This window comes from Nocardioides sp. (genome assembly GCF_030655615.1).
Classification (GTDB): Bacteria; Actinomycetota; Actinomycetes; order Propionibacteriales; family Nocardioidaceae; genus Nocardioides.
In genome coordinates, this window is record NZ_JAURVJ010000116.1 from 1 (window position 1) to 14,868 (window position 14,868).

The 14,868-nt window shown below is 72.6% G+C and carries 16 protein-coding genes and 1 pseudogene; 11 read left to right on the forward strand and 6 right to left on the reverse strand.

Annotated features, from left to right (window positions below; genetic code table 11):
* From Q7T52_RS09630 to Q7T52_RS09660, 7 genes and pseudogenes are all read left to right on the forward strand, one after another.
* Nucleotides 1-532, forward strand: a pseudogene (locus tag Q7T52_RS09630) (hypothetical protein); the annotation flags it as partial.
* A 29-nt stretch (nucleotides 533-561) separates the two neighbouring features.
* A complete protein-coding gene (locus Q7T52_RS09635; protein ID WP_304801861.1) occupies nucleotides 562-1,599 on the forward strand; it encodes a PT domain-containing protein in 1,038 nt (345 codons plus the stop codon).
* Between the two features lie 72 nt (nucleotides 1,600-1,671).
* Nucleotides 1,672-2,661, forward strand: a complete 990-nt coding sequence (locus Q7T52_RS09640) for a putative zinc-binding metallopeptidase (protein WP_304801863.1) — start codon at nucleotides 1,672-1,674, stop codon at nucleotides 2,659-2,661.
* An 86-nt stretch (nucleotides 2,662-2,747) separates the two neighbouring features.
* Entirely contained in the window at nucleotides 2,748-3,653 is a 906-nt protein-coding gene (locus Q7T52_RS09645) for a DUF2510 domain-containing protein (protein ID WP_304801865.1), read from the forward strand.
* A 73-nt stretch (nucleotides 3,654-3,726) separates the two neighbouring features.
* Entirely contained in the window at nucleotides 3,727-4,665 is a 939-nt protein-coding gene (locus tag Q7T52_RS09650) for a DUF2510 domain-containing protein (protein WP_304801867.1), read from the forward strand.
* 37 nt (nucleotides 4,666-4,702) lie between these two features.
* Nucleotides 4,703-5,671, forward strand: a complete 969-nt coding sequence (locus Q7T52_RS09655) for a glutathione S-transferase C-terminal domain-containing protein (RefSeq protein WP_304801869.1) — start codon at nucleotides 4,703-4,705, stop codon at nucleotides 5,669-5,671.
* Between the two features lie 50 nt (nucleotides 5,672-5,721).
* Nucleotides 5,722-6,654 carry a cation diffusion facilitator family transporter gene (locus Q7T52_RS09660; protein ID WP_304801871.1) on the forward strand — a complete coding sequence of 311 codons (933 nt, stop codon included), beginning with the start codon at nucleotides 5,722-5,724 and terminating at the stop codon, nucleotides 6,652-6,654.
* Between the two features lie 70 nt (nucleotides 6,655-6,724).
* On the opposite strand, the gene Q7T52_RS09665 is transcribed toward Q7T52_RS09660, so the two are convergent.
* From Q7T52_RS09665 to Q7T52_RS09685, 5 genes are read right to left on the reverse strand one after another with little or no spacing between them, the layout of a single operon-like run.
* Nucleotides 6,725-7,324 carry a flavin reductase family protein gene (locus Q7T52_RS09665; RefSeq protein WP_304801873.1) on the reverse strand — a complete coding sequence of 200 codons (600 nt, stop codon included), beginning with the start codon at nucleotides 7,322-7,324 and terminating at the stop codon, nucleotides 6,725-6,727.
* A 12-nt stretch (nucleotides 7,325-7,336) separates the two neighbouring features.
* Nucleotides 7,337-7,768, reverse strand: a complete 432-nt coding sequence (locus tag Q7T52_RS09670; RefSeq protein WP_304801875.1) for a PRC-barrel domain-containing protein — start codon at nucleotides 7,766-7,768, stop codon at nucleotides 7,337-7,339.
* A 1-nt stretch (nucleotide 7,769) separates the two neighbouring features.
* On the reverse strand, nucleotides 7,770-8,372 hold the full coding sequence (locus Q7T52_RS09675; protein ID WP_304801877.1) for a PRC-barrel domain-containing protein: 603 nt from the start codon (nucleotides 8,370-8,372) through the stop codon (nucleotides 7,770-7,772).
* Nucleotides 8,373-8,380: 8 nt separating this feature from the next.
* Nucleotides 8,381-8,524 (reverse strand): hypothetical protein, encoded by a 144-nt coding sequence (locus Q7T52_RS09680; RefSeq protein WP_304801879.1) that lies wholly within the window; start codon nucleotides 8,522-8,524, stop codon nucleotides 8,381-8,383.
* A gap of 44 nt (nucleotides 8,525-8,568) precedes the next feature.
* On the reverse strand, nucleotides 8,569-9,057 hold the full coding sequence (locus Q7T52_RS09685; protein ID WP_304801881.1) for an SRPBCC family protein: 489 nt from the start codon (nucleotides 9,055-9,057) through the stop codon (nucleotides 8,569-8,571).
* Between the two features lie 175 nt (nucleotides 9,058-9,232).
* Between Q7T52_RS09685 and pdhA the strand changes: the two genes are divergently transcribed.
* Genes pdhA through Q7T52_RS09700 form a run of 3 tightly spaced genes read left to right on the forward strand, consistent with a single transcriptional unit; the run spans nucleotide 9,233 to nucleotide 12,846 of the window.
* On the forward strand, nucleotides 9,233-10,405 hold the full coding sequence (gene pdhA, locus Q7T52_RS09690; protein WP_304801883.1) for a pyruvate dehydrogenase (acetyl-transferring) E1 component subunit alpha: 1,173 nt from the start codon (nucleotides 9,233-9,235) through the stop codon (nucleotides 10,403-10,405).
* Between the two features lies 1 nt (nucleotide 10,406).
* On the forward strand, nucleotides 10,407-11,402 hold the full coding sequence (locus Q7T52_RS09695; protein ID WP_304801885.1) for an alpha-ketoacid dehydrogenase subunit beta: 996 nt from the start codon (nucleotides 10,407-10,409) through the stop codon (nucleotides 11,400-11,402).
* A 1-nt stretch (nucleotide 11,403) separates the two neighbouring features.
* Nucleotides 11,404-12,846, forward strand: coding sequence for a dihydrolipoamide acetyltransferase family protein (locus tag Q7T52_RS09700; protein ID WP_304801887.1), 1,443 nt, complete (start codon nucleotides 11,404-11,406; stop codon nucleotides 12,844-12,846).
* A 154-nt stretch (nucleotides 12,847-13,000) separates the two neighbouring features.
* Here Q7T52_RS09700 and Q7T52_RS09705 read toward each other — a convergent pair whose 3' ends face one another.
* Nucleotides 13,001-13,570, reverse strand: coding sequence for a hypothetical protein (locus tag Q7T52_RS09705; RefSeq protein WP_304801889.1), 570 nt, complete (start codon nucleotides 13,568-13,570; stop codon nucleotides 13,001-13,003).
* Between the two features lie 228 nt (nucleotides 13,571-13,798).
* Here Q7T52_RS09705 and Q7T52_RS09710 point away from each other — a divergent pair.
* Nucleotides 13,799-14,868, forward strand: a 1,070-nt coding sequence (locus tag Q7T52_RS09710; protein ID WP_304801891.1) for a serine/threonine-protein kinase, incomplete at its 3' end; no start/stop codon positions are given.

Consider the following 14,868-nt stretch of genomic DNA (forward strand, 5'->3'; position numbering starts at 1 on the left):
GGTCGGGCGCGTGGTCGCCGGCCTCGTGCTCGTCGCCGTCCGGGCCGGCGGCGACGACGCTCCGACCGTCGAGGACCTGCCGAGCACCACCGCCCCCACGTCGACGACGAGCTCGACGACCAGCCCCACCACCACCCCGAGCCCGACCCCGACGCCCACCCCCACCCCGAGTCCCACCCCGACGCCGACGCCCACCCCCACGCCCACCCCCACGCCCGGCCCCGCCCCCGACGTGGTCGCCGACCGCTTCGTCCGGGCCATCGTGGCGGTCGACTGCGCGACCATCAGCCGGCTGTCGACACCGACCTACCGCGAGCAGGGCCGCTGCGACGACGACCTCCCGCCCGACACGCTCGCGGGGACGACGTACGGCCTCGACCCGGTCGCCGTCGCCGGCGCCTCGGCGACGGCGATGGCCGTTATCACCCGCCCCGGCGCCGACGGAAGGCCCGGGCCAGCCTTTCGGTTCACCCTGACCCTGGTGAACACTGCCCTTGGCTGGCGCGTCAACAACCTCGCGCCCGCGTCCTGACCTGACCCACACCCCCCGCAGGAGCCCCCATGAGCAGCACGACCCCTCCCGGCTGGTACGACGACGGCTCGGGCGGCCGCCGCTGGTGGGACGGCTCCCAGTGGGCCGCGCCCGGTCAGGGCCCGTCCGAGTCGGCGCCCTCGCAGGCCCCGGCACAGCCCGAGCCCACCCAGCAGCTCCCGCAGCAGACCCCCGGCTACGGCACGCCCGCCCAGGGCGGACCCCCGCAGTTCGCGCCGTCCTACGGCCAGCCGGGCCAGCCGGGCCAGCCGCCGTACGGGCCCCCCGGGAGCCAGCCCGGCCAGTACGGCCAGTACGCCCCCGGCGGCGCCACGCCCTACGGGGCGCCCGCGCCCAAGAAGAAGAAGACCGGGCTGATCATCGGCATCGTCGCCGCGCTCGTGCTCATCGGTGGTGGCGTCGCCGCGGCGATCCTGCTCCTCGGCGGCAGCGACGGCCCGTCGTCCAGCGACCCGGCCGAGACCGTCCAGAGCTGGATCGACGCCAGCCGCGACGGCGACTGCGACGCCGCGGTCAATACGCTGACCGCCGACCTCAAGAAGCAGATCGCCGCCGACTGCGACAAGGACTTCGACCCCGACAAGACGTTCGAGGAGTTCGGCGTCGACCCCGACGAGATCGAGTACGACGTCGGCAAGGCCGAGGTCGACGGCGACAAGGCCACCGTGCCGGTCACGGTGACAGGCCTGGGCGACCTCGCCGACCTGGTCGGCAAGGACGAGATCACCTCCGACTACGAGCTGGTCAAGGACGACGGCACGTGGCTCATCTCCAGCTTCGGCACCGGCGACCTGGGCGGCGGCGACCTCCCGACGGACCTCCCGACGGACCTGCCCACCGACCTCCCGACGGACCTCCCGACGGACCTCCCGACGGACCTCCCGACCGACCTCCCGACCGATCTCCCGACCGACCTGTTCCCGTCGGACCTGCCCTCGGACTTCCTGTCCGGCTTCCCGTCCGACTTCTGCGCCGACCCCAACGACCTCGAGGGCTGCCTCCAGGACCTCGAGGAGCAGTTCGGGAGCGACTTCCCGACCGGGTGAGGCGCAGGACACCCCCTCACTCACCCCGACCGGTGTGAGGGGGAGGCCGGATCCCCAGGATGATGGCCTCTCGTGAAGGCTTTCCGCTGTCGCGTGTGCGACAACCCGCTCCACTTCGACAACTCCGTCTGCGTCTCCTGCGGCACGTCCCTGGGCTACTCGCGCGCCGAGCGCGCGATCGTCCCGGTCGACGAGCACGGGCAGTACGTCGACGCGACCGGCCTGGTCTGGCACGTGTGCAAGAACCTCGGCCTGTCGGGCTGCACCTGGCTCGCGCGGGTGCCCGGCGGCCAGTGCTCGGTGTGCGACCTGACCAGGACCCGCCCCGCCGACGACGACCCCATCGGCCTGGAGCAGTTCCCCCTCGCCGAGCAGGCCAAGCGCCACCTCGTCGCCGAGCTCGACACCCTCGGCTACACCGTGGTCAGCAAGGAGGAGGACCCCGAGAACGGGCTGGCCTTCGACCTGCTCTCCAGCGTCGACGAGAACGTCGTCATCGGCCACGAGAACGGCCTCATCACCATCGACCTGGCCGAGAGCGACGACGCCCACCGCGAGAAGGTGCGCGCCAACCTCGCCGAGCCCTACCGCACGATGCTCGGCCACTTCCGCCACGAGTTCGGCCACTACGCCGAGTGGCAGCTGGTCCGCGGCGACACCCTGATGAAGCAGTGCCGCGAGCTGTTCGGCGACGAGTCCAAGGACTACCAGGACGAGCTGCAGCGCCACTACGACCAGGGCCCGCCGGCCAACTGGCCCGAGTCGTTCATCTCGACCTACGCCACGATGCACCCGTTCGAGGACTTCGCCGAGACCTGGGCGCACTACCTCCACATCGCCGACACCATCGAGACCGCCCGCGAGTACGGGCTGCTCACCGTCGGCAACATCAGCGACTTCGCCCAGTTCCGCGACGTCGTCACCGGCGTCTGGGTGCCGCTGTCCATCGCGCTCAACCAGATGAACCGCAGCATGGGCAAGGACGACGTCTACCCGTTCGTCATCCCGGGCCCGGTCCTCGACAAGCTCGACTTCGTCGCGTCGCTGATCAAGGCCTCCTGACCCGTCCTCCTGGGTCGTTCGTGAGCCGCGGGGTCGGTGCGTCGTGACATGATGCGCCGACCCGCGGACCGACCCCAGGAGCGACGATGACGCAGGGCACGACCCCTCCCGGGTGGTACGACGACGGCAGCGGCACCCAGCGCTGGTGGGACGGTGCGCAGTGGACCGACCACACCCAACCGGTCGGACCGCCGCCCACGCAGCCCCCGCCGGCCCAGGACGCACCGACCCAGGTGGCGCCCTCGCAAGGCCCGCCCTCGCAGGGCCTGACCGGCGGACCGCCGACGTCGCAGCTCCCCGCGCAGGCCCCGGTCCCCGACTACCTCGGGGCCGGCCAGGGCTGGCAGCAGCCCGGGGCGTCGGCCTACCCGGGGGGTCCGCAACCCACCCGGGGCGGCTCCAGGAAGGGGCTCCTGGTCGGCGTCGTCGGCGGTGTCGCCGCGCTCGTGGTGGCGGTCGTCGTGGTGCTGGTCCTCGTGCTGGGCGGAGACGACGACGACTCCGACGAGGCGGGTGGGGACCCGAGCGGGTCGGCGTCGGTCACGGACACCTCGTCGGCGACGGCATCCGCGTCTGATCCCGTCGAGACCGCGACCGTCGAGCCCGAGACCGTCGAGCCCGAGACCGCCGACCCCGGGCCGGTCACCGGGGACGGCCCGACCGCCGTCGTCGAGGGGTTCTTCGACGCCGCGCTCGCCAACGACTGCGACGCCTTCGACGTCTTCAGCAACCAGTTCTTCGGCACCACCGCCGCCGACCGCGAGACGTCCCTCGCCGCGGCCAAGCAGGCGTGCGAGGCCGAGGGCGGGGAGTTCGTCGACGAGGCCGCCGCCGCCGGCTGCCAGCGCCAGGCCGGCGAGGAGTCGATCGACGGCCGGAGAGCCACCGTCGACTACGAGTTCTCCGGATGCCAGGACGCATCGCAGAACGAGCAGGGCACGATCGGCCTCGTCGTGGAGGATGGCGAGTGGCGCATCGACACGATCGAGTGACCGGCACCCCGAGCACCCCTGAGCACCCGAGCACCCCCACATCCGCGAGCACCCGGTTCCCACGGAGGACGGCATGACCCAAGGCAGCACCCCGCCCGGCTGGTACGACGACGGCCAGGGCGCCCAGCGCTGGTGGGACGGGACGCGATGGACCGAGCACACCCAGCCGGCCACCGCCCCGCAGCAGCCCGCCGCCCCGCAGCAGCCGGCGACGCCGCAGCCCGGGCCGACCCCGGCCGAGGGCGTCGACCTCGACAAGGGTGCCGGTGCCGCACCCCCGTCGAGCCCGTCGAGCGACGTCACCCAGATCGCGCCGTCCGGGGGCTGGCAGCAGGCCGGCCAGCCGGGCCAGCCGGCGTACGGGCAGCAGCCGGCTCAGCCGGCTCAGCCGTCCTACGGCCAGTACGGCCAGGGCGCCCAGCCCGGGCAGCAGCCGGGGCAGCCGGCCTACGGCCAGCCGGGCGGCTACGCGACGCCGGGCCAGCCGGCGTGGCAGAGCCAGTTCCCGACGAGCTCCAGCGGTGGTGGCAAGGGCAAGCTGATCGCGATCATCGGTGGCTCGGTCGCCCTGGTGCTGGTGATCGGCGTCGTGCTGCTCCTGACGCTCGGGGGAGCGGGCGGTGCCGAGGGGGCCGCCAAGGACTACCTGGAGGCGCAGGCCGACCTCGACTTCGAGAAGGCCTGCGACCTGTCGTCCGGTGACCTGCAGAAGCAGCAGCTCGAGTCGTCGTCGGCCGAGGACTGCGAGGCGCTCGGCAAGCAGTCGGACGAGTTCCTGACCGACGAGATCAAGGACTACTTCGACGACGTCGACATCGACATCGAGATCGACGACGTGTCCGAGGACGGCGACAAGGCCGACGTCGACTACACCGTCAAGACCGAGTACACCGGCGACGACGAGGACGGCTTCAAGGAGGCCTTCAGCACCGAGGACCTCGAGGAGACCACCTCCGGGACCCTCAAGATGGTCAAGGAGGACGGCGACTGGCTGGTCTCCGAGGACGCCTGACGGCGTCCCGGCCCCACCCGGTCCGTAGCCTGGCCGGATGAGCGACACCCAGACGTCCGGCGGCCAGTCCTACGTCGAGGAGGGTGGCTTCGACCGGGACATGACCTACGTCCCGGACCGGATTACCCGCGAGGGCCGCACCCCCGAGCACGGGCCGGTCGAGGGCGAGCTCTGGCCGGCCGAGCCGGGCCGCTACCGGCTGGTCGCCGCCAAGGCCTGCCCGTGGGCCAACCGCGCGATCATCGTGCGCTCGCTGCTGGGTCTCGAGGACGTCATCTCGCTCGGCCTGTGCGGTCCGACCCACGACGAGCGGTCCTGGACCTTCGACCTCGACCCCGACGGCCGCGACCCGGTGCTGGGGATCGAGCGCCTGCAGGAGGCCTACTTCCGGCGCTTCCCCGACTACCCGCGCGGCATCACCGTGCCGGCGGTGGTCGAGGTGTCGAGCGGCAAGCTCGTGACCAACGACTTCCCGTGGATCACCCACGACCTCTTCCACGAGTGGCGCGACCACCACCGTGCCGGCGCGCCCGACCTCTGGCCGGTGGCGCAGCGCGCCGAGATGGAGGACGTGATGAAGCGCGTCTTCACCGAGGTCAACAACGGCGTCTACCGGTGCGGGTTCGCCGGCTCGCAGGACGCCTACGACGACGCCTACGACCGGCTCTGGGTCGCCCTCGACTGGCTCGAGGAGCGGCTGACGGGCCGGCGCTACCTGATGGGCGACGCCGTCACCGAGGCCGACGTCCGGCTGTTCACCACGCTCGCGCGGTTCGACGCGGTCTACCACGGCCACTTCAAGTGCAACCGGCAGAAGCTCACCGAGCTGCCGGCGCTGTGGGGCTACGCCCGCGACCTGTTCCAGACGCCCGGCTTCGGCGACACCATCGACTTCGACCAGATCAAGACCCACTACTACGTCGTCCACGCCGACATCAACCCGACCGGGATCGTCCCCGCCGGCCCCGATCCTGCTGTGTGGCTGGAGCCGCACGGCCGCGGGTGACGGTGGGAGACTGGGCGGTGGGGCTGACGACGTGAGGTGGGAGTGACGCCATGGGGCACGGACACGGGCACGGTCAGTCCTCGGGCCACGGCGCCTCGCGCGCTGCGGACCGCAAGCGCCTGCGCTGGGTGCTGGCCGTCACCGCCTCGGTGCTCGTCGTCGAGGTCGTCGGGGCGCTGCTGACCGGCTCGCTCGCCCTGCTGGCCGACGCCGGCCACATGGCGACGGACGCCGGGGCCGTCGTGCTCGCGCTCGGGGCGTCGTACGTCGCCTCGCTGCCGGGCGGGAAGCGCTCGACCTTCGGCTACCACCGGGCCGAGGTGCTGGCCGCGCTGCTCAACGCCCTGGTCCTGCTGGGGGTCTGCGCCTACCTGGCCTACGCCGGCATCACCCGGCTGGCCGACCCGACCGAGGTCGAGGCCGGGGTGATGGTGGTCTTCGCGTCGTTCGGCCTGGTCGCCAACGGGGTCTCGATGCTCATCCTGCAGCGAGCCGACACGGGCTCCCTCAACATCCGCGGCGCCGCCAACGAGGTGTTCGCCGACCTGCTCGGCTCCGTCCTGGCCGTCGCCGCCGGCCTCGTGATCCTGGTGACCGACTGGACGCGCGCCGACCCCGTGGCCTCGCTCCTGATTGCCGTGCTGATCCTGCCGCGCGCGTTCTTCCTGCTGCGCGACGCCGCCGTCGTCCTCCTCGAGATCGCCCCGCTCGGCCTCGACCTCGACGACGTCGAGCACCACGTCCGCCACGTCGAGGGCGTCGTCGACGTCCACGACCTGCACGCCTGGACCATCACCAGCGGCATGCCCAGCCTCTCGGCCCACGTCACCGTCACCGACGAGGCCCTCGCCACCCGCGGCGTCGGCCGGATCCTCGACGAGCTCTGCGCCTGCGTCGCCGAGCACTTCGACGTCCGGCACGCGACGTTCCAGGTCGAGCCCGTCTCGCACGAGGCCCACGAGGACCTGGGCGAGCTGCACTGACTCACGGGTCGACCCCGACCTGCGACCCCGCGTGCCGCGTGGTCGGCCCGGGCGGGGATGGCGGCCGAGGTCAGGACGGGCGGTGCAGGTCGAAGCGGTCGCCCACCTCGTAGTAGGCCGAGGGCCCGCCGGCGCGCATGACCGGTTGGGCGGCGGCGGTGTCGTAGACGCCGTCGACGAGGAACTGCTCGTCGATGTGGACGCCGACGACCTCGCCGAAGGTCATCCACGCGTCGATCTCGACGCCGTGCTGGTCGAGCAGCCGCACGACCTGCGTGACCCGGCACTCGAAGCTGACCGGCGAGTCCGCGACGCGCTCCGGGGTCACCTCGACGCTGGCGGCCGCAGCGACGCCGGCGCGTCCCCACTCGTCGACGCTGTCGGCGGTGGAGGTGCGGTTCATCGCCTCGGCGAGGTCGCGGGTCACGAGGTTCCAGACGAACTCGCCGGTCGCCTCGAGGTTGGCGACGCTGTCCTTGCGGCCGATGCTGCAGAAGCCCACGATCGGCGGGCGGTAGTTGAAGGCGTTGAAGAAGCTGTAGGGCGCCAGGTTGCGTGCGCCGTCGGCGGAGACACTGCTGATCCACCCGATGGGTCGCGGCGCGACGATCGCGTTGAACGGGTCGTGCGCGAGCCCGTGGCCATCGGTCGGGCGGTAGAAGTGGGTCACTCGGTGCCGGCCTCAGTCGGCGCGTACGACGACGGCGTAGGAGCCCACGCCGAGGAGCCGGTCGCCGGAGACGGTCCGGGTGTCGAGCAGCAGCTCGCGCAGCGCGCCCGTCTCGGGGTCGAGGTCGATGTCCTTGACGGTGCCGAGGGCGTTGCCGTCGTCGTCGAGGACGAGCTTCTTGAGGACCGAGCCGCGCTTGTCGGCGAGGGCGCCCTGCGCCTCGTCGGGCTCGAGCACGACGGCGGCGTCGGGGACGGTGACCGCGTCGGCGCCGACGGCGACGAGGTCGCTCCAGCGCACGACGCTGCCGGAGTCGGTCTTCTTGAGCGTCAGGCCGACGACCGACCGGGTCGCCGGGTCGAGCAGGAAGCCGTCGACCTTGCCGACCTTGTCAGCCGTCGCGGTGCTCACGACCTTGTGCTTCTTGAGCTGTGACCACTGCATGTCAGGGCTTCCCGTCGAGCTGGGCGCGGAACGCGGAGACGGCGGCGCCGAACCCCGCCAGGTCGCCGGACACGAAGCCCTCGGCGCTCGCCGGCACCATGAGGTGCTCGCCGGAGACGGCCAGGGTGTCGGGCAGCGGCACCAGCAGCCGGGTGCCGTTGCTGGCGTTGGAGGCCTTGGCGGCGAGCGACTCGGACGCCTCGATCTCGTAGCCCACGACGTCGCAGGCGCTGCTGCCGTTGTCGAACTGGACGATCACGTCGACCACCTTGCCGAGGTCGGTGCCACCGTCGGTGAGGACCTGGTCGCCCAGGACGTTGCCGCCCGAGGCGCCGGAGCCGTCCGCCGACTCGGCCGCACGGCGTACGTCGTCGACCGGGTCGAGCGCGGACTCGTCGGCGACGATCACGGCGTCGGCGCCGAGCCCGACGACCTTGGTCCAGAGGAGCCCGGTCTTGAGGGGACCGGCGAACCGGCCCCGTCCGGCGAGGGTGAACCCGGACACGGCGCCGCCGTTGCCCGAGAACGCGATGTCCTTGACCTGGGCGATGTCGTCACCGGCCAGCGTCACCACCGGCAGCGCGCTGATCTCGGAGGTGCGCATCAGCCGCGTCACGACGGCCCCCGCTTGCCGCGCGGAGCCGACCCGCCGACGATCACGCCGCCCCGTCGTCGCCGGGCCTGCAACGCGAGCAGGCCTCCGACCACGACCGCCGCGATCACCAGCACCAGCACCAGCCACATCCACCAGTCCATGGTGGGACTCCCGTCTCGACGCCCCGGGATGGGGCGCTCCCAGCCTAGGCGCCGGGCCCAGCGCCGGCGGCGTCGGACTCCGCGGCCTCCTTGAGCTTGACCAGCGTCGCCTCGATGGCGGCCTGGGTGCCCTTGCCGAAGAGCGCGCTGACGGCGGCCCGGGCGACCGGGTTGTAGGGCGACAGGTCCCACGTCTCGGTGACCTGGGTGCCGCCGCCGTTGGTCGGGGCGAGCTCGTAGCGCCAGCGGTGGGCACCCACGTGGCGCCACGCGATCAGCCGGTCGGCCTCGTGCTCGACGACCTTGTTGGTCATCTTGTAGCCCGCGCCCCGCTTCATGCTCATCCCGAACTCCGAGCCCAGCTCGAGGCGGTCGGGACCGACCGTCGAGCCCTTGACGCTGCCCGAGCCGTCGATCCGCGCGTGCTGCCGGGGGTCGGACAGGATCGCGAAGACGGTCGCCGCCGGGGCGTCGATCGTGGTGGTCGCCGAACGGTTCTTCGCGGTCTTCCCGCCTGCCGTCGTGTCGGTCATGGGGCCAGGGTAGGGCTCGGTTGGCGAGGGCGTGGGGCCCGGCGGTACGTTGACTCCCATCCCGATGTGTCCCGGGTCACAGCCGCGCCACCCCTGCGGAGACCCGTGGCCGACCCCGGGCCGAGCCACCCGGAGCGGAGACCCCGCAGCCCGGGCGACGACAAGGAGCCGCGAGATGAACGCACCGCCCACCGGACCGACCGACAGTGCCTTCGGGCCCGACCTGGTCAAGGCCTTCGGACCCAGCCAGGCCGACGGCGGCCCCGAGCTCGTCCAGCTCCTGACACCCGAGGGCGAGCGGGTGCACCACCCGGAGTTCGACCTCGACTTCTCCGCCGAGCAGCTGCGCGGGTTCTACCGCGACATGGTGCTGACCCGGCGGATCGACACCGAGGCGACGGCGCTGCAGCGCCACGGCGAGCTCGGCATCTGGGCCCAGCTGCTCGGCCAGGAGGCCGCCCAGATCGGCTGCGGCCGCGCGCTCCGCCCGCAGGACTTCGTCTTCCCGACCTACCGCGAGCACGGCGTCGCCTACTGCCGCGGCGTCGACCCCCTCAAGCAGCTCGGGCTGTTCCGCGGCGTCGACCACGGCGACTGGGACCCCTCGGAGTTCAACTTCGCGCTCTACACGATCGTCATCGGCGCCCAGTGCCTGCACGCGACCGGCTACGCCATGGGCGTGCAGCGCGACGGCGACGTCGGCACCGGCGACCCCGACCGCGACACCGCGGTCGTCGCCCACTTCGGCGACGGCGCCAGCAGCCAGGGTGACGTCAACGAGGCCTTCATCTTCGCGGCGTCCTACAACGCCCCGGTCGTCTTCTTCTGCCAGAACAACCAGTGGGCCATCTCCGAGCCGATCGAGCGCCAGAGCCGGATCCCGCTCTACCAGAGGGCTCTCGGCTTCGGGTTCCCCGGCGTACGCGTCGACGGCAACGACGTGCTGGCGACCTACGCCGTCACGCAGGCCGCGCTGCAGCGCGCCCGCGACGGTCAGGGCCCGACCTTCGTCGAGGCCTACACCTACCGGATGGGCGCCCACACGACGACCGACGACCCGACCCGCTACCGGCTGTCCGACGACGTCGAGAGCTGGAAGCTCAAGGACCCGATCGCGCGGGTCGAGGTCTACCTGCGCCGCAACGGCCTCGTCGACGACGGCTTCATGGCCGACATCGCGGCCGAGGCCGACGAGCTGGGCCACACCCTGCGCGAGGGGTGCAAGGCGCTGCCCGACCCGGCGCCCGGCGCGATGTTCGAGCACGTCTATGCCGACGAGACCGAGGAGCTGCGCGTCCAGCGCGACGGCTTCGCGGCCTACCACGCCTCGTTCGAGGGGAGCCACTGAGATGGCGACCGACACGACCACGCAGAAGATCACCCTCGCCAAGGGCCTCAACATGGGCCTGCGCAGGGCGATGGAGGACGACCCCAAGGTCCTGCTGATGGGCGAGGACGTCGGCAAGCTCGGCGGCGTCTTCCGGATCACCGACGGCCTGCAGAAGGACTTCGGCGAGGACCGCGTCATCGACAGCCCGCTCGCCGAGTCCGGCATCGTCGGCACCGCCGTCGGCATGGCGATGCGCGGCTACCGGCCCGTCGTGGAGATCCAGTTCGACGGCTTCGTCTACCCGGCCTACGACCAGATCGTCTGCCAGGTCGCCAAGATCCACTACCGGTCCAAGGGTCGGGTCAAGATGCCGATCGTCATCCGCATCCCGTTCGGCGGCGGCATCGGCGCGGTCGAGCACCACAGCGAGTCGCCCGAGGCGCAGTTCGCCCACACGCCCGGCCTCAAGGTCGTCGCGTGCTCCAACCCCGTCGACGGCTACTGGATGATCCAGCAGGCCATCGCCTGCGACGACCCGGTGATCTTCCTCGAGCCCAAGCGGCAGTACCACGCCGACAAGGCCGAGCTCGACGACACCGAGACCCCCGAGCCGCTCTTCACCTCGCGCGTCGTCCGCCAGGGCGCCGACCTCACGCTGCTGGCCTACGGGCCGACGGTCAAGACCGCCCTCAAGGCCGCCGAGGCGGCCGCCACCGAGGGTCGCTCGCTCGAGGTCGTCGACCTGCGCACGCTGTCGCCGCTCGACATGGGCCCCGTGCTCGCGTCCGTACGCCGCACCGGCCGCGCGGTCGTCGTCCACGAGGCCCACGTCAACCTGGGCCTGGGCGCCGAGCTGTCGGCCCGGATCACCGAGGAGTGCTTCTACTCGCTCGAGGCGCCGGTGCTGCGCGTCGGCGGCTACGACACCCCCTACCCCGCGTCGCGCATCGAGGAGGAGTTCCTCCCCGACCTCGACCGGGTCCTCGACGCCGTCGACCGAAGCCTGGGGTTCTGAGATGCCCGAGTACCTCCTGCCCGACGTGGGTGAGGGCCTGATCGAGGCCGAGATCGTCACCTGGAAGGTCAAGGTGGGCGACGTCGTCGCCGTCAACGACGTCGTCGTCGAGATCGAGACCGCCAAGTCGCTGGTCGAGCTGCCGTCGCCCTTCGCCGGCGAGGTCACCGCCCTGCTCGTCGCCGAGGGCGAGACCGTCGCGGTCGGCACCCCCATCATCCGGATCGGCGCCGACGCGCCCTCGGCTCCGGCCGAGGACCCGACGCCGCCCGACGCCCCGCCCGCTGCGGACGCCGACATGGTCATCGACCTGTCCAACCCGGCCGCCAGCGGCGGCGGTGAGGGCGAGAGCCTGGTCGGCCGCAACAAGGCCGACCGCGGCCCGACCCGCCGGGCCCGCAAGGTCGCGACCGGGGCCCTGGCCACCCACATCCAGACCCAGGCGTCCTTCGAGACCGGCCTCGCCTCGCCCCTGGTCGAGGCCGCCGAGCCCGAGGAGGCCGTGCCCGCACGCTCGGCCGTCCCCACCTCCGCCCCCCGCGAGCCCGCCGACCTGCGCGTGCTCGCCAAGCCCCCGGTCCGCAAGCTGGCCCGTGACCTCGGCGTCGACCTCGCGACCTGCGAGGCCACCGGCCCCCACGGCACCGTGTCGCGGGCCGACGTCGAGGCGGCGGCGGGTTCCTCCCCGGCGGCTGAGGTGCGAGGAGCCCCGGCGACGAGCCTCGAAGCCCCGGAGCGCGAGACCCGCGAGCCGATCAAGGGCGTCCGTAAGATGATGGCCGGCGCGATGGTGGGCTCGGCGTTCACCGCGCCCCACGTCACCGAGTGGGTGACGCTCGACGCGACCGCGACGGTCGAGCTGGTCGAGCGGCTCAAGAAGCGGCGCGAGTTCCGCGAGGTCAAGGTCAGCCCGCTGCTGGTGCTGGCCAAGGCCGTGCTGCTGGCGGTCCGGCGTACCCCCGAGATCAACTCCTACTGGGACGAGGCCGCCCAGGAGGTCGTCCTCAAGCACTACGTCAACCTCGGGATCGCGGCCGCGACCCCGCGCGGGCTCGTCGTGCCCAACGTCAAGGACGCCGACCGGCTCTCGCTCCTCGAGCTCGCCGAGGCGCTGGGCGGGCTCACCGCCACCGCTCGGGAGGGCCGCACGCAGCCTGCCGAGATGGCCGGCGGCACCCTCACGATCACCAACGTCGGCGTCTTCGGCGTCGACGCCGGCACCCCGATCATCAACCCCGGTGAGTCGGCGATCCTGTGCTTCGGCGCGATCAAGAAGCAGCCGTGGGTGGTGACGAGGGGCGGCGTCGACGAGATCGCCGTCCGTCAGGTCACCACGCTGGCCCTGAGCTTCGACCACCGCCACGTCGACGGCGAGAAGGGCTCCCGCTTCCTCGCCGACGTCGCCGGCATCCTCGAGGACCCGGCCTCGGCCCTGCTGTTCTGAGGTCTCCGGGAATGGTGCCCCCGGGGGTGTCGGATTCCCCGGCCGGCCGGGGATTCCGTCCCTTGTCAGGGGTTGCAACCCCTGACAACGGTCAGTTTCCCCGGTCAGCCGGGGAATCCGCCGACGCCCCGCCCACGCTCCCCGGCGACCGGCCTCACCAGTACTCGGGGACCAGGTGGGAGCAGAGGCCGCGCGACTCGAGCTCGTCGGAGAGGCGTACGGCGACCTTCAGGATGGCCTCGGTCCCCGACCGCAGGAGGGCGGGGTCGAGGTCGTCGTGCATCCACCGGTGGTCGTCGGTGAGGCGTCCGGCCACGAGGGTGCGGACCAGGCGCTCGAGGTCGGCGCCGAGGTCCCAGTCGGCGATGAGCGGGGCGAGGGCGTCGCAGAGCGGCGCGACCTGGCCCTCGGGGATGGTCGCGAACGTCGCCTCGACGGCGGCGAACCAGTCGTGGGCCTCGCCCGTCTCCACGGTGTGGGTGAGCAGCTCGAAGAGCAGCATGTGGGCGCCGTACGGACCCGGCCAGATGTCCTCGGCCTGCACGAACGGCATGGCGGCCGCGCGGTCGAGGAGCGTCGACGCACGGGCGTCGTCGCCGGCGTCCCAGGCGGTGGCCGCCTTGATGAGCAGGTTCTGCGCGCCCTGCATCGCCGCACCGACCACCGGTGGCAGGCCTGCGCCGAAGCCGAAGGGGTCGTTGCTGACGTCGTAGGGGCCGGCCACGGGGACAGCATGCCGTGCGGACGGCCCGATCGAGGCATGGGAGGTGCGTGCGGCGAGGCGCCCCGACCACGGGGCCGGGCCGACCACGAGGCGCACGGAGCGCGTGGCTGGGCCCGCACCGGCCGCGCCCGCCGGGCCAGGCCGGCGGCAGCCCTCCGAGAAAGTTGCGGGTGCGCGGTGCGTCCAGCCATGGAGCGACCAGAACTGGGTAGATAGGGTCACGTGCCGATGAGCCCCGCGTCCAACAACCCCGAGCCCGGGGCAGAGCTCGGTCCGTTCCGGATCGGCAACCGCCTGGGCGTGGGCGGCATGGGCATCGTCTACCAGGCGCTCGACACGCAGCTCAACCGTCAGGTCGCGCTCAAGATCATCACGCCCCACATCGGGGAGAACGAGGAGTTCCGGGCGCGGTTCACGCGCGAGGCCCAGGCGCAGGCGTCGCTCGACTCGCCCCACGTCGTCCAGGTCTACTCGTTCGGCGAGGCCGACGGCCGGCTCTACATCGCCTCGCAGCTGATCCCCGACGGCGACCTCGGCCAGATGCTCCACAAGCACGGCCGACCGCCGGCCCGGATCGCCGTCAACCTGATCTCGCAGGTCGCCGACGGACTGGCCGACGCCCACGCGGCCGGCCTGGTCCACCGCGACATCAAGCCCGCCAACGTGCTGCTGCGCAACCGCGACAGCCAGCTGCAGGCCTACCTCGGCGACTTCGGCATCGCGCGCCAGCTCGGCGTGCAGTCCGGGCTGACCCAGGCCGGCGGCACGGTCGGCACGCCGTCCTACATGGCCCCCGAGCTGCACCTGGGCGGCGAGGCCGGGCCGGGCTCCGACATCTACTCCCTGGGCTGCCTGCTGTGGGCGGCGCTGAGCGGCAAGGCGCCGTACGCCGGGAGCACCGACTACCAGGTCGTGATGGCCCACGTGGAGCAGCCCGTGCCCCAGCTGGCGCCGACCGGGCCGCTGGCGGCCGAGATCAACCGGGTCCTGCGCACCGCGATGGCCAAGAACCCGCTCGAGCGCTACCCGTCGGCGACTGCGCTGCGCGACGACCTGCGCCGCGTCGTACGGCTGCCGGACGACCCGACCCCGGCTCGGCCCGCCGACAGCACGCCCCTGCCCGAGGACACCCAGGCGTGGTCGTTCTCGCAGGCCCGCACCCCCACCCCGACGCCGACCCCGGTGCCGCTGGTCAAGGCCCCGCCGGCCCCGGCCGCTCCGGCATTCCGCACGCCCACGCCGCCGCAGCAGTTCGCGATGCAGCCCCCGGCAGGCTTCCAGCACCACCCCGGCCCGAC

Bases quoted from the DNA above. Each gene is read 5' to 3' on its own strand.
- Q7T52_RS09645 (WP_304801865.1), top strand. From the start codon at position 2,748: ATGACGCAGGGCACGACCCCTCCCGGGTGGTACGACGACGGCAGCGGC.
- Q7T52_RS09650 (WP_304801867.1), top strand. From the start codon at position 3,727: ATGACCCAAGGCAGCACCCCGCCCGGCTGGTACGACGACGGCCAGGGC.
- Q7T52_RS09655 (WP_304801869.1), top strand. From the start codon at position 4,703: ATGAGCGACACCCAGACGTCCGGCGGCCAGTCCTACGTCGAGGAGGGT.
- Q7T52_RS09685 (WP_304801881.1), bottom strand. From the start codon at position 9,057: ATGACCGACACGACGGCAGGCGGGAAGACCGCGAAGAACCGTTCGGCG.
- Q7T52_RS09660 (WP_304801871.1), top strand. From the start codon at position 5,722: ATGGGGCACGGACACGGGCACGGTCAGTCCTCGGGCCACGGCGCCTCG.
- Q7T52_RS09695 (WP_304801885.1), top strand. From the start codon at position 10,407: ATGGCGACCGACACGACCACGCAGAAGATCACCCTCGCCAAGGGCCTC.
- Q7T52_RS09680 (WP_304801879.1), bottom strand. From the start codon at position 8,524: ATGGACTGGTGGATGTGGCTGGTGCTGGTGCTGGTGATCGCGGCGGTC.
- Q7T52_RS09670 (WP_304801875.1), bottom strand. From the start codon at position 7,768: ATGCAGTGGTCACAGCTCAAGAAGCACAAGGTCGTGAGCACCGCGACG.
- pdhA (WP_304801883.1), top strand. From the start codon at position 9,233: ATGAACGCACCGCCCACCGGACCGACCGACAGTGCCTTCGGGCCCGAC.
- Q7T52_RS09700 (WP_304801887.1), top strand. From the start codon at position 11,404: ATGCCCGAGTACCTCCTGCCCGACGTGGGTGAGGGCCTGATCGAGGCC.
- Q7T52_RS09675 (WP_304801877.1), bottom strand. From the start codon at position 8,372: ATGCGCACCTCCGAGATCAGCGCGCTGCCGGTGGTGACGCTGGCCGGT.
- Q7T52_RS09635 (WP_304801861.1), top strand. From the start codon at position 562: ATGAGCAGCACGACCCCTCCCGGCTGGTACGACGACGGCTCGGGCGGC.